Source organism: Rhodoglobus sp. (assembly GCF_053580035.1).
Genome location: NZ_JBMDVL010000004.1, coordinates 17,537 through 31,325, shown reverse-complemented (window position 1 = coordinate 31,325; position 13,789 = coordinate 17,537). Strand labels below are relative to the sequence as shown.

General features: G+C 59.1%; 13 protein-coding genes. 6 read left to right on the top strand and 7 right to left on the bottom strand.

Going from position 1 to position 13,789, the window contains the following annotated elements; all coding sequences use genetic code 11:
* Positions 1-22 precede the first annotated feature (22 nt).
* Together ACOH1Z_RS12435 and ACOH1Z_RS12430 are read right to left on the bottom strand one after the other, a co-directional pair.
* Positions 23-1,015 (bottom strand): NAD-dependent epimerase/dehydratase family protein, encoded by a 993-nt coding sequence (locus ACOH1Z_RS12435; RefSeq protein WP_449648814.1) that lies wholly within the window; start codon positions 1,013-1,015, stop codon positions 23-25.
* The gene (locus tag ACOH1Z_RS12430) at positions 1,012-1,596 is read right to left on the bottom strand and encodes a TetR/AcrR family transcriptional regulator (protein WP_449648813.1); all 585 of its coding nucleotides are present in this window, start codon (positions 1,594-1,596) and stop codon (positions 1,012-1,014) included. Before ACOH1Z_RS12430 ends, ACOH1Z_RS12435 begins: the two co-directional genes overlap by 4 nt.
* Before the next feature lie 100 nt (positions 1,597-1,696).
* Between ACOH1Z_RS12430 and ACOH1Z_RS12425 the strand changes: the two genes are divergently transcribed.
* From ACOH1Z_RS12425 to ACOH1Z_RS12400, 6 genes are all read left to right on the top strand, one after another.
* Positions 1,697-2,791, top strand: coding sequence for an acyltransferase family protein (locus ACOH1Z_RS12425; RefSeq protein ID WP_449648812.1), 1,095 nt, complete (start codon positions 1,697-1,699; stop codon positions 2,789-2,791).
* A gap of 101 nt (positions 2,792-2,892) precedes the next feature.
* A complete protein-coding gene (locus tag ACOH1Z_RS12420; RefSeq protein WP_449648811.1) occupies positions 2,893-4,212 on the top strand; it encodes a bifunctional o-acetylhomoserine/o-acetylserine sulfhydrylase in 1,320 nt (439 codons plus the stop codon).
* Between the two features lie 119 nt (positions 4,213-4,331).
* Positions 4,332-5,537 (top strand): homoserine O-acetyltransferase MetX, encoded by a 1,206-nt coding sequence (gene metX / locus ACOH1Z_RS12415; RefSeq protein ID WP_449648810.1) that lies wholly within the window; start codon positions 4,332-4,334, stop codon positions 5,535-5,537.
* 115 nt (positions 5,538-5,652) lie between these two features.
* Entirely contained in the window at positions 5,653-6,816 is a 1,164-nt protein-coding gene (locus ACOH1Z_RS12410; RefSeq protein ID WP_449649006.1) for a sensor histidine kinase, read from the top strand.
* A complete protein-coding gene (locus tag ACOH1Z_RS12405; RefSeq protein WP_449648809.1) occupies positions 6,813-8,066 on the top strand; it encodes a hypothetical protein in 1,254 nt (417 codons plus the stop codon). The genes ACOH1Z_RS12410 and ACOH1Z_RS12405 overlap by 4 nt, the downstream gene beginning before the upstream one ends.
* 38 nt (positions 8,067-8,104) lie before the next feature.
* Positions 8,105-8,776, top strand: coding sequence for a response regulator (locus ACOH1Z_RS12400; RefSeq protein WP_449648808.1), 672 nt, complete (start codon positions 8,105-8,107; stop codon positions 8,774-8,776).
* An 84-nt stretch (positions 8,777-8,860) separates the two neighbouring features.
* Here the strand turns inward: ACOH1Z_RS12400 and ACOH1Z_RS12395 are convergent, their stop codons facing one another.
* Genes ACOH1Z_RS12395 through ACOH1Z_RS12375 form a run of 5 tightly spaced genes read right to left on the bottom strand, consistent with a single transcriptional unit; the run spans position 8,861 to position 13,708 of the window.
* Positions 8,861-9,172, bottom strand: coding sequence for a thiamine-binding protein (locus ACOH1Z_RS12395; protein WP_449648807.1), 312 nt, complete (start codon positions 9,170-9,172; stop codon positions 8,861-8,863).
* Positions 9,169-10,485 carry a glycosyltransferase family protein gene (locus ACOH1Z_RS12390; RefSeq protein WP_449648806.1) on the bottom strand — a complete coding sequence of 439 codons (1,317 nt, stop codon included), beginning with the start codon at positions 10,483-10,485 and terminating at the stop codon, positions 9,169-9,171. The genes ACOH1Z_RS12395 and ACOH1Z_RS12390 overlap by 4 nt, the downstream gene beginning before the upstream one ends.
* On the bottom strand, positions 10,482-11,324 hold the full coding sequence (locus ACOH1Z_RS12385; protein WP_449648805.1) for an ADP-dependent NAD(P)H-hydrate dehydratase: 843 nt from the start codon (positions 11,322-11,324) through the stop codon (positions 10,482-10,484). The genes ACOH1Z_RS12390 and ACOH1Z_RS12385 overlap by 4 nt, the downstream gene beginning before the upstream one ends.
* A 27-nt stretch (positions 11,325-11,351) precedes the next feature.
* Positions 11,352-12,386, bottom strand: coding sequence for a hemolysin family protein (locus ACOH1Z_RS12380; protein ID WP_449648804.1), 1,035 nt, complete (start codon positions 12,384-12,386; stop codon positions 11,352-11,354).
* Positions 12,386-13,708, bottom strand: coding sequence for a hemolysin family protein (locus ACOH1Z_RS12375; protein WP_449648803.1), 1,323 nt, complete (start codon positions 13,706-13,708; stop codon positions 12,386-12,388). The genes ACOH1Z_RS12380 and ACOH1Z_RS12375 overlap by 1 nt, the downstream gene beginning before the upstream one ends.
* Between the last annotated feature and the right edge of the window lie 81 nt (positions 13,709-13,789).

The following is a 13,789-nucleotide window of genomic DNA, read 5'->3' as shown; positions in this document are numbered from 1 at the left end:
CCACCCGCTCCGCGGGAGCGCCCTAGCGTTCGTTCGCGACGAGGTATTCAGCAGAAGCCAGAATGGCGGCGGTAGAGGAAATGTAGGTGAAGCCCAAGTCACGCGGGGCATCGGAACCGTCAACATCGAGGTTGCGTTGGATGGAACCGGCAAGGGCCCGCACCGCGGGGTTGACACGAGCAACAACTTTCACCAGCCAGTCGGGCAGTTGCCGGGTAGTGATCTTGCGCTCCGGATAGACCTTCTTGAGCACGGCGCTGGCGTCGGCAATCATCATCGCACCCGCATTCGCCGGATAGCGTTTGCCGATCGCCACCGCGCTGTCGATAGCTGCAACATGCATGCGGGCAACGTCACGCACATCCACGATCGGCAGGTTCGATTTGGGGTACGCCGGATCGACGCCCCCGAGGAAGCGCTCAACGTACGCCAATGAGGTGGCGTAGTGCTCATCCATCGGCGGACCAAAGACGGCTCCCGGGTTGATCGTAGTGAGCTGCATTTCGGGGTGCTCGGCCACAAATTGCCACGCCGCACGTTCTGCCAAAGTCTTGGATGCTTCGTAGGCAGTCGTATCGGGATGCTTAGGGTCTGTCCAGTTCGCCGGCGTAGAGGCATCCATTCGCGGCTTGGCTGAATCTTTATAGATTGCGGCGCAGCTCGAGGTGAGGATGACGCGGTGCACCCCAGCGGCCTGCGCTGCGCTTAATGCCCGGCGCGTGCCCTCAACGGCAGGCCGGATAAGCTCCTGGGGGTCTTTGGGCTCATCAACGGGGAAAGGAGACGCGGTGTGGAGAAGCACATCCACTCCGACCATCGCCTCTGCCCAGCCCTGATCTGCGAGCAGGTCGAGCGACACGAAGCTCAAATCAGCACCGGGGAATAGCGCCTCGACCTGTGCCTGCCGCTTTTCTGAGCGAACTGCCGCTTTCACGGCGTAGTTTTTCTCCAACAATTCGCGAACGATGTGTTTAGCGATGAAGCCTGATGCGCCAGTAACGAGCACGGTGGTCATGATTTCTCCTGAAAAGATTCTTGTAGCGGGATGGCATGAGAGGCGGGGCGGGTAATGCCGTTCCAGAGCACGGTGAACGCTCGTTCGCCCTGCTCAGGAGTGAGCGCGCTGTCGACGGACAACTCCAGTTGACGGATAAACGTCTCGGCTAAATACTCGTCGGGGAGATCGACAAAAAGGTTTGCTCGCGAGCACTCCGCAAGCAGGAGATACAGCGCTCCGAAATGGGCGTCCGCGACCTGTTGCGCCTGAGGACTCACGAGATCTGCGCCCTTGAGCAATAGTTTCACTCGATGGTGCTCTGGATAGCCCTTGGCCCATTCCAGCCACCGCCGCCATGCCGTAAAGAATTGCTCACGAGGCGCCGCGTGGCGGTCGAATTCTCCCAACGCCTCGGCGAGCTCGTCGGTGAGATGCCCATACACGGCGTCGAGCAATTTTTGCTTCGACGAGAAGTAATTGAAGAGGGTCCCATTGGACACACCAGCGACAGCGGCAACCTTTGCCGTTGAGACTCCAATGCCCTCTCGATCGAAAAGCACGATGGCGGCATCAAGAATCGCCTCCGGTTTGTGTTTCATTCTTCCACCGTAGGTATTTTAGAGTGACTAGTCAATCTAGTCTCGCTTCCGGCGGGGAAGGCACACGAAGCTCACGGTCTCGCGCACTACACTTCAACGAATGACCGGAGCTTCTCTCACCACCGCGGCACCCGCCCGCACCCCCAAGGCGCGCATGCCGCACTGGGACAATGCGCGCTTTCTTGCCGTCACCCTTGTGGTGATTGGGCACGGAATCCAGCGCCTCACGTATGACTCCAACTACGCTCTCGCGCTCTACCTGTTTATCTACGCCTTCCACATGCCGGCGTTCGCCATTATCAGTGGCTATTTCTCTAAACCCGGGGCTCCCTCAGCGCTTCAAATGCGGCGAGTTCTCACCGACATCCTGCTGCCGTATTTCATCATGGAGGCGATTTGGGCTCTCGTGAAGTATTTTGCTGAAGGTGAGACTGATCTCAACCCGTCGAAGCCAAGCTGGACCCTATGGTTCCTGCTCGCTCTCGGAATCTTTCGACTGATCCTGCCCTACCTAGCGTTACTCCGCTGGCCGTTGCTGTGGGCCATAATCGGCTCGGTGGGGGTTGGCTATTTCGACAATGTCGACAGCACTTTCTCGCTCTCACGCGCGATCGGCATCCTGCCCTTCTTCGTTCTTGGCTGGAAGCTTCGTGAATGGCGAACCATCGAAAGATGGCAAACCGTTACACGTTCCGTTTGGCTGTATCGCGGGCTTGCCGTCACCGTTTTCGCTGGCTGGTTGGCAATAATCCTCGGCAACATCGAGCTCTGGCGAACCATCGACTTGCGCTTCTGGTTCTTCTACGACGACTCCTACCAAGGCCTCGGCGAAAACCAGTGGTGGGCTGGAGGCGTGCGATTGGGGCTCATCCTGCTTGCCGTAATTCTCAGCGCGGCGTTCTTCTCACTCGTTCCACGACGCCACACCTGGATCACGGATGCCGGGCAAGCGACCATGTACGTCTATCTTCTGCACAGCTTCGTTCTCTATCCCCTTCGAGAAAGCGGACTGCTGCATGATGAACGAGCTTCCGCAATGTGGCTGCTCAGCCTCGTTCTTGCGTCAATTGGGGTTGCTCTCGTGTTGTCGACGCCATTTGTGAAGAAGATATTCCACTACATCATTGAGCCAAAACCGCTGTGGTTGTTTACGCCGTTACCAGACGAAGTCGCCAAAGATTCAAAGAAAAGTTGAGTTACGACATATTTCAGCGCTGATTGACCGTCAGAGGGACCCTGCTTAGGCTCTGAGTGTGGCGGATAGCCCGATCCACCCTTAAACCTGAGGAGGCCGCCGTGAGCGACTGGAACTTCGAAACCAAGCAGATCCACTCCGGTGCGCAGCCTGACCCGACCACTAACGCGCGGGCTACACCGATCTACAAGACCACGGCCTACGTGTTCAACGATGCTGATCACGCCAAGAACCTCTTTGCTCTTGCCGAGTTCGGAAACATTTACACCCGCATCCAGAATCCAACACAGGATGTCGTCGAGCAGCGCGTAGCCGCTCTCGAAGGCGGAACCGCTGCACTGCTGCTCGCTTCCGGCCAGTCGGCAACTACCTTCGCGGTTCTCAACATCGCCCAGGCTGGCGACCACATCGTGTCGTCATCGTCTGTCTATGGCGGAACTTACAACCTCTTTAAGTACACGCTCGCCAAGCTCGGCATCGAAACCACGTTCGTTGAAAATCAGGATGACGCAGCCGAGTGGGCCGCAGCGGTGCGCCCCAACACCAAACTTCTGTTTGCTGAGACCATCGGTAACCCGCGCATCAACGTTCTCGACATTTCGCTCGTTGCCGATGTCGCCCACGAGGCAGGTGTTCCGCTGATCGTCGACAACACGATCGCGACTCCGTACCTCATTCGCCCCTTCGAGCACGGGGCCGACATCGTCGTTCATTCAGCAACGAAGTTCTTGGGTGGCCACGGCACGGTTCTCGGCGGAGTTATCGTCGACGGTGGAAAGTTCGAATGGTCGAAGAACGTTGAGAAGTTCCCGGGGCTCACTGAGCCCGACCCCTCGTACCACGGCGCGAGCTACACGGGCGTGCTCGGCGACGCCATTGCCTACATCATCAAGGCCCGCGTGCAATTGCTCCGCGACTTGGGTGCAGCAATCTCTCCCGACAGCGCGTTCTCGCTCATTCAGGGCATCGAGACGCTCAGCCTACGCATCGAGCGCCACGTTCAGAACGCGCAGGCCATCGCCGAGTGGCTTGACAACCACGAAGACGTTGACGTTGTCTACTACGCCGGTCTGCCGTCGAGCCCGTGGTACGCCAACGCGAACAAGTACGCTCCCAAGGGTGTCGGCGGAGTTCTCTCCTTCGAGCTCAAGGGTGGCGTAGAAGCTGGTCGCTCCTTCGTCAACGGTGTCTCGCTGTTCAGCCACGTTGCCAACATTGGTGACGTGCGCAGCCTCATCATTCACCCCGCGTCGACCACCCACTCCCAGCTCTCCCCCGAGCAGCAGTTGACTGCTGGAGTCACACCAGGACTGGTGCGACTTTCGGTGGGCCTCGAGAACATCGAGGACATCACAGCCGACCTGCAGTCCGGCTTTGATGCGGCACGCGCAAAGACCGCTGAGGTTCGCGCTCGCGCCTAATACTGCTGATCCTGGCGGCGGTGTTCCCTGAACACCGCCGCCATTTTCTCGTTAACCGGGCACCCGATCCGCGTAATAATTTCGTGCCCAACGGATTAGTTCGCGATACTTAAGAGGACATGGACTGGCAGACACCTGAGGACACTGTTCCTTCAGCATTTATCACCGACGCAAACGTGCGTTCACTCCTCGGCAAGCCCCCAGCAACGGGCGCCTGGCGCGAGGGCGATCCTGTCGGTCAGCGGCTGTTTGTCACCGTCGCTAATCTTTCGCTTGAGTTCAGCGGCGCGCTCCCTTCCGCACGCATCGCATACGAGACTCACGGAACTCTCAACGACGATGCATCCAACGCCATCCTCGTCGCGCACGCCCTCACCGGCGACAGCCATATTGCGGGCACCCCCGGTCATGGTCATTCAACTGCCGGATGGTGGAACGACCTTGTTGGTCCGGGCAAAGCAATCGACACCGACCGCTGGTTCGTCGTCTCCCCCAACATTTTGGGTGGTTGCCAGGGCAGCACTGGTCCGGCATCACACGCCCCCGATGGAGCCGAGTTTGGCGCCCGGTTCCCGTTCATCACCATTCGCGACCAAGTCGCAGCACAGGTCGCCCTGAGCGACGTTCTTGGCATCGACCAGTGGGCTGCCGTCATCGGTGGCTCCATGGGTGGGATGCACGCCATCGAGTGGGCCGTCGGCCACACCGACCGGGTTGCTCGCGTTGCGATCCTTGCTGCGCCACCGGTCTCAACGGCAGACCAGATTGCCCACAACTCTGTGCAGGTGGAATCCATCCGCACTGATCCCGCTTTTGCCGATGGGGCCTACTACGACGCCGCCGACGGTGACGGTCCGCACCGGGGCCTCGCACTCGCGCGGCGTCTCGCGCTGCTCAACTACCGATCATCCGATGAATTGAATGAACGCTTTGCGCGCACGTGGCAAAGCGAAGTGAGCCCGTGGGGCCGCGGCGGTCGCTATGCGGTTGAGAGTTATCTCGATTTTCACGGCAACAAGTTTGCGCGCCGTTTCGATGCCAACAGCTACATCACACTCGCAGAAGCGATGAGCTCGCACGATGTCGCACGCGGGCGAGGCACAATGCAACAGGCTCTCAGCCGGGCCACGATGCCCGCCCTGGTCCTTGGCATCGATAGCGACCGACTGTTCCCGGTCTCCGGCCAAGAAATCATTGCCGAGCATTTGCCAGGGAATATCGATGGCGCAGTGCCGCACGTCATCCATTCGCCGTTCGGACACGACGGATTCTTGATTGAAGCTGAGCTCGTCAGCGACCAACTTCGCCGCCTTCTCAACCTCTAGTCCTGCTGGGAATCAGCGCGCTCTGAGCGTGTTGACGAGAAATTGCCGATTCCTCATGCGAAAAGGCGGTGCGTCACCCCCGAGGGAGGGGGTATCTGTGCAAGCATTGCGACAAATGGACCTCATCGCTAAAGAACGGGATCGCCTACTGCAGCGCACTGCGCGGGTAGCGAGCTTGAGCTTTCTTGCCGTTTCCGTCATTTGCCTGAGTCTTCCGGGCGCCGTTCAGACCATGACACTCTTCTTGTGTCTTCCGCTCTACCTGATTATCGCGGTCCTGCAGTTTCAAATGGGCAACAGTCGCTCGCTCGGCTGGGTCGTTCCGTCTTTTGTGGCGGGAATCATCGCCATCTTGCTCATCGCTGGCACGCCGGGAGGGCCAAACCAATCGGGCCTCGCTGCGGCAGCCCAACTCTCGTCGGCGTCACTCGCCTGCATTGCCATTGTGCTCACGAGCACGCTAACGCGACGCCTTGTGCTTTTGGCAAGCTTCGTTGCCGTCGCTGGCACAACGGTATTGGCTCTCGAGCCGTTCCAAAATGCCGTCCACACCCTCGCACTGCTGGTCTTCGGTTGGCTCCTTGCTGCGCTAATCGGTTTCTGGATCAGTTCCGGGGTGCCTCAAGCAGTGCGACGCATTGCGAGCATCGGCCGAGCTCACCGTGCAGAACGTCAGGCTAGCGAAACCGAAGCTCAGCGTCGTCAGGGAGCCCGTCTACTTCACGACACTGTTCTGGCAACACTGACGCTACTTGCCCACTCTGGCTTGGGAGTGTCTGCGGATGCCATGCGCCAGCAAGCGGGCGACGATGCCCGATTGTTGCGTCAGTTGCGCCTCGGCGCCACACCTACCCCGCAAGCATCCGGTGATTACAACCTCAGCACCCCGGTGAGCGAAACAGTGCTCGGCACCACGCTGGAGTCTGTAAAACAGCGCTTCGGGCGGATGGGACTCGAAGTGAGCTGGCATGGCACGGGGCAGGTCCTCCTGCCGAGCGATGTGCTCGATGCTTTCCTTCTCGCTTTGGCTGAGTGTCTCGAGAACGTTCGCCGTCACTCTGGAGTGACCGATGCGCACGTCACCATCACCGAAGACGAGACAACCGTGCGCGCGATGATCACCGACTCTGGTGTGGGGTTTGTGCTCGACGACGTCGATTCCGCCAGTCTCGGATTCAAAGAATCGGTGGTTGCTCGACTCAAGGAAGTGGGCGGCCAGGCCCGCCTCTTTTCCACCCCTGGTTCCGGCACGACCGTTGTCTTGGAGGTTCCACGATGACCTACGCTCCTCCAGAAGAGAACACTCTCGGTGTCATTATTGGCGGCAAGCCTCGACACTCCAAGAGCGCGAGGATCAGCCGTCTCGCGGGCGAAGACACCCCGCGACTCACTAGCCTCGGAACAGGTTTCGTTGGCGTCGGCGCCGCTGTGCTCGTCAGCCTGCGGGCAATCTACGGCCTCGTCTGGCTCGTCGTCCAGTGGGACCTCTATCCCAACCCAGTTCCCGCAGCGGCAGCCTGGATAGTGCTCGTTCTCCTCATCGTGGGAACGATTACCGCAGTTCAACTCATGAGCGGCCAACTTCCCCATTGGATGTTCGCGCTCTTCCTCTTCGGTCTCGCCTCCGTCGTTGCTCTCGACCTCTATGCGATCTGGCCTCTTCATGACATCGGCGGGTACGCCACCTCGGCTATCGCCGCGGGGATGACGCTACTTCTTGTACTGACGGTCCGCCCAAGTTCCGACATCATCATCGCCGTCTCGGTAATTGGAGTGGCGTTGGCGGCAGCCATTGTCATCAATGTTCCCCTCACGACAGAAAACATTGCGCCACAAATTACGTCGGTATCATTTGCCGTTCTGCCCACCGTGATCGGCCTTGCCCTCATCCGCAACTTCCGACGGCTCGTGCAGGTCGAGCTCGACCGCGTTCTCGTGCAGAGCACCCTCACTGCGCCTCGCTTCGCCGTGGGAATGATGGCATCCGAGGAACTCGCACGCCTCGACTTAGCTGCCGAAAAATTGCTCGACTCGGTATCGAATGGTTCGACAAAGCTCCCTCTCACCCCCAAGATCGCGTCAACCGCAGCATCGCTGGCAACCGAATTGCGTTTGCACCTCATCGAAGGGCGACGCGAAACGTGGCTGTACCACGCCATCACGGAGTCGGACTTGCTCGGCAAGTCAGTGACCCTCACAGACAAGGGAAGCCTGGCTGGGCTGCTCGACCCTGTGCAGCGGGATGGCCTCCTTTCCACAGCATGGCTGTTTGTCACTGATACGGCCAAACGCGGTGCCAAGAATTCCGTTCACATCACAATCGCACCATCAACAACCGCTGTGGCCCCGGGCTCCGAAGATAAAGTGGCGATCAAGATTGCGATTACCTCCAGCGGAGTAGCCCGAAACCGGATCGACGCCTCCACGTGGGAGGCAATCGCTAAGGTGGGTAGTTATACAGATTCCACCGAAGATTCCAGCGTGAGACTGGACATCGAATGCCTTGTCGAAAACCCCGCCGACCAATAAATTCGTATGATAAGACGATCAACTAAGAGGAATTCATTGTGACTGAACCAACAAAGCGCATCCGGCTCGCAATCGTTGACGATCACCGAATGTTGCTCGGCGCTCTCACCGAGTGGATTCGAAAGGCTGCCGCAGACATCGACATGGTCGTTGCCGTGCCCACGTGGCCCGAACTCACCATCCACCCTGAGTTCCCTGTTGATGTCGTCTTGCTCGACCTCGATCTCAAAGACAACATCCCCGTTTCACTCAAGATCAACACCCTCAAGTCGATGAACGTGCGCGTTGTTTTGATGAGCACATACTCCGAACCCAACGTTGTTCGTGAAGCTCTCGCCGCCGGCGCCCTCGGCTACCTCGTCAAGAGCGAAGACGCTGACATGATCGTTGAAGCAATCCGGGCCGCATCTAAGGGCGAGTCCTTTGTCTCAGCCGAGCTTGACCTCGCGATCAACGCCGACGAAATCGGTGGTGCTCCCAAACTCAGCGCCCAAGAACGCCGCGTTATGGCCCTCTATGGCGGCGGCGAGCCCGTCAAGTCCGTGGCCTACCAGCTCAGCATCTCCGAAGAAACTGCCAAGAGCTACCTCAAGCGTATTCGCGAGAAGTACCGCGTCGCGGGCTTCGATGTCGGAACGAAGGTGGCGTTGCGCAAGCGCGCACTCGAAGACGGCATCCTCATTGAAACCGAAACGATGCACCACCTCTAGGCCGCATCATTCGCCAGTAGACACAACAAGAACCGCCCTGATCCCACCGAAAGTGGTTCAGGGCGGTTCTTGCGTTAAACGGAGTTAGTTCTCGGAGCGGATGATGGCTTGCTCGAGACGTTCGACCTTGCCTGTCATCTCACCGGTGTGACCAGGGCGGATGTCGGCTTTCAGCACGAGCGAAACTCGCGAACCGAACTGACCAACAGCCTCGGTCGCAGCCTTCACAACGGCGAACACTTCATCCCAATCGCCTTCGATCGTCGTGAACATCGAATCAGTCTGGTTCGGGAGCCCCGAGTCTCTGACAACTTTCACTGCGGCAGCAACAGCATTGTGTACGGAGTCGGTTCCGTCTGGCCCACCGCTGGGTGCTACTGAGAATGCGACGATCATGCTGGCTCCTTTGTTGTCGTGCTTGCTTGGGGTGCTTGGGGTGCTGTGGGTGCTGTGGGTGCTGTGGGTGCTGTGGGTGCTTGGGGTGCTGACGGTGCCGTCGAGCTCAGCCGCGCAACGCCAACAATGGCCCACCCTAACAACACAATGAGCAACAGATTTCTGACGCTCAACAGGGCGATCATTGCGGGGTTGGAAGCTAAGAGCAAGTGATACAGGTAGGGGTAAACGGCGTGGGTGAGCGCCGCGCTCACAAGCGTGAGCACTGCGGGAATGCGAAAACTCGGGGCACCGTTTGCACCACGGGCGCTGCGCGTCAACATCCCGAACACGATGGGCACGGCGAGCCAGGTTATGAACTGGGGTGAACCGACTTTGTTGACAACAATCAGTGCCGCTACCAATGCCAAACTCAACATCGGCAGAATGACCAAGGTTGCGACTCCAGCCCGAACCGCCCGCATACCGAGCAACGCGATTGCGAGAACAATGATGGCGAGCACTGGGGTGATCACTGCGGCCGCGACCTCGACCCCGGAGCCAGCGATCTGAAACGTCAGAATCGTATTGTCGTAATAGATAAAAGTGTCAGGAACACCCGCCACGATCTGCCACAGCCAAATCCCGGCAACGGGCGACTCGATCTGGATGCCACGGCCGGTTTGCTGCGTGATAAAGCTGAAGACATTCCAGCCTGCGCCAGCCAGAAGGGCGAACACGACGATTGTCGCCGAGGTGGCAGCCGCGCCAACGACAATCTTTCCGCGGTCGCGGACGGCGATGAGTGCCGCAAGCACGAGTGCCGCCGGCCACACCTTGATCCAGGTGGCGCAGGCCAGAACAATCGCGGCCGTCTGTGGGCGCGAACGGAGAAGCGTCACCCCAATGATCGCCACCGCAACAGTGATGGCATCGATTCTCGCTAAAGCAATCGGGCCGAGGACGAGCAGAAACGCTGTCCACCACCAGCCGGCGATCATTCCCGAACGCGAACGCCCCCATCCGGTGAGAAATCCGAGCGCGAGCACGTTTGCACCCATCACGAGAGAAAGCCACGCTGCTGCGATGTGTTCAAGCCCGAATGTGACGGATGCCAAAATCGGTACCAGCGCCAACAGCGGATACACCCAGGGCATATCCACACCGACAACGACGCCAGAGGCATAAGCCTGTTCAGCCCACCGCGCATAGACGATGGTGACGTCCCCGAGCGGGAGTCCTGGAGCAAAGATGTTCAGGAGTCCAAGTGCGAGATGGACAGCAACAAAGGTGAGCCCGAGCGCTAATGCTCCGGCAGACCGCACGGCACTCACTCGGAAGCGGCGACGGAAAGGTCGCCAGCGGCAAGTTCCGCGATCACGGCGGGCACGGCTCGACAGAGGTCAAGAATCGTCAGTGGTCCGCCAGCGCTGGCTCGCTGCGCGGCCCTGCCATGAACGTACGAGGCTGTTGCTGCGAGACCGACGAGCAGGCTGGGGTCATCAAGCACCCGCCCACTATGGGTTGCCACCAGCGAACCGAGGATGCCGCCGAGCGCGTCTCCCGCGCCCGCGGTTGCCAACCACGCTGGCGCTGCCTCAATCGCGACAGTGGTGGTTCCATCGCTCACGTAGGTGGTGTGACCTTTGAGGAGCACAGTCACTCCGAGTCGCTGGGCTGCCTCAATAGCCCACTTCTGAGGATCAGCGGCGACAGCGTCGGCACGCTCATCCAGCAACCTTCCGAGTTCGCGATAGTGCGGGGTTATCACGGCGGGGCTAGATACGCGGTGTACGACGTCTAACGCACCGCCATCGAGCACAAAAGGGACGTTCTGGGTGAGTGCGTGCGTGATGCGCTCATCTGCAGCTGCTTCGCGATTCGCGAAGTCCATGCCTGAACCAATGAGCCACGCTTGAACACGCCCGTCTGCCATTACAGCTTCAGGCCGGCGTTGCAAGATGAGATCTTGCGCACGCTCTGGCCCGACATAGCGAACCATGCCGACGCCAGTATGCAGCGCCGCATCAACACCCAGCACTGCTGCGCCGGGATACTGAGCAGAGCCAGTGATCACACCGAGAACTCCGCGAGTGTATTTATCGTCGCTGAGCTGGGGCACAGCAATGTGACGTGCTGCTTCCTTCGCACCCCACGTCGCGTTTCGTCCCATGGTCGTTAACGATAGTTGACTGGGCTCTTAGCGTCGCCGGGTCGCGTCTTGCACCTCACCGACAAGCACTTCGATGATGTCCTCAAGAAACAGCACTCCCGTGGTCTCACCGGAGGCATCAAAGCTGCGGGCAACGTGAACTCCCGAGCGACGCATTGTCGCTAGCGCATCTTCAATGTCGGTCTCTTGGTACATCGAAATCAACTGGCGAATCCGCTTAGGCGGAACCGGCTCGCTGAACTCGCTCTCGTCAAGATCGATCACGTCTTTCAAATGCAGGTAGCCTGTCGGCTCGCCAGCATCATTCAGCAGGATGTAGCGCGAGAACCCGCGCTGAGCAACAGCTTTCTCGAGATCGGCTGGTGCGGCATCCTCAGGCAAGGTCACAAGGCCAGACATCGGGATCGCGACGTCCTGCACCTTCTTCGAGGTGAATTCGAACGCTCCAGTCAGGGTCCCACCAGCATCGTGGAGCACTCCTTCACGAGTGGACTGCGCAACGATCGTGGCCACCTCATCGAGGGTGAACACACTGTTCGCTTCACTCTTCGGCGTCACTCCGAACATTCGAAGGATGCCGTTTGCCGTCGCGTTCAGGGCAACGATGATCGGGCGGAACACCGTTGCGATAAACACCAACGGGGGTGCGAGCAAGAGAACAGCTCGGTCGGGAACAGAGAACGACAAGTTCTTAGGAACCATCTCACCCAAAACAACGTGCAAGAACGACACGATAATGAGCGCGAGAATGAACGCAATAGTGCCGATGAGCTCTTCGCTCAATCCGGTCAGTGCAAGCGGGATCTCCAAGAGGTGGTGAATCGCCGGTTCTGAGACGTTCAAGATGAGCAGAGACGCGATCGTAATTCCGAGTTGGCACGCCGCCAACATGAGCGTGGCATGTTCCATCGCCCACAGCGCAGTCTTTGCCGAACGAGAGCCAGAGTGAGCCAGCGGTTCAATCTGAGATCGACGTGCCGAAATGACGGCAAACTCAGCCCCAACGAAGAACGCGTTGACGAGCAAAAGCACGCCAAGCCAGACAATTCCCCAGACGTCCATCAGTTGGTCACCTCCGTGTCACTAGCGCTGACAATCGGATCGGGGGTAAACCTCACGCGGTCGATTCTTCGGCCTTCCAATCGTTCGATGCGGAACACCCCACCAGCGGCAGTAATCGTGTCGCCCGTGCGCGGAACGCGACCGAGTTCACTCATAAGCCAACCAGCAACAGTCTCGTACGGGCCCTCTTCTGGCACCTCGACTCCTGTGCGCTCTAAGAGTTCATCGGGGCGCAAGATGGCGGGAAAGGTAAACCAGTCCCGAGATCGCACAACATCGGCCTTCGACCGGTCATGTTCGTCAGACACCTCGCCGACAAGCTCTTCGACGAGGTCTTCTAGCGTTGCGACACCAGCGGTTCCGCCGTATTCATCAACGACAACTGCCATTTGGTATCCACGGCCACGCAATTCGGCAAGGAGGGCATCCAACCGCATCGTCTCGGGGACAAGGAGCGCTTCAGTCTGCAGCGCTGAAACAGGAACGTCGGCGCGTTTCTTGTGGGGAACCGCTACCGCCTGCTTCACGTGCACAAAGCCAACAACGTCGTCGATGCTGTCGTCAATTACGGGAAAGCGCGAGAAGCCGGTGCGCTTAGCAAGATCGATGACATCTTGAGCACTATCGGTGCGATCGATGCTGTCAACGCGCGGGCGAGGAGTCATCACATCCTGTGCCGTGTGATCGGCGAACGCGAGAGTGCGTGCCAATAGTGTTGCGGTGTCGTTGTCGAGGCTTCCCTGACTGGCAGATCTCCGCACAAGTGACGTGAGCTCCTCCGCGGTGCGGGCACCAGAGAGTTCCTCTTTCGGCTCGATACCAATGCTGCGAAGAATGCCGTTTGCCGTGTTATTTAGGAGAGTGACCGCGGGACGAAAGACAGCGGTAAACACCACTTGAAATGGCACAACAGCCTTCGCTGTGGCCTTCGGAAGAGCGAGCGCAAAGTTCTTGGGAACGAGCTCGCCAATGATCATGGAAAGCAATGTCGCGAATGTGATCGCCACGATGGACGCGACAATCGTTACCGCAGCCTCTGGCAGCACTGCACCGAACGGAACCGACAACCAGGTGCTGAACGCTGGCTCGAGCGTATAACCCGCGAGCAGGGTTGTCAGAGTGATGCCCAATTGCGCGCTAGAGAGATGCGTCGACGTGTGCTTCAACGCGGAGATTACAGGGGCGAGTCGCTTCTCGCCACGCTCCTGCCGAGCTTCCAGCTCGGAGCGATCGAGATTAACGAGTGCGAACTCTGAGGCGACAAAGAGTCCGGTGCCTACCGTGAGAACGATGCCAACGGCAAGGAGCAGCCACTCATTCATGAGTAGTCACCCCACAGCGGGAGTGAGAGAAAGGGCGAGAGACAGGTGATGATCGCGCGGGATTTCGGCCCCGGCGACAAC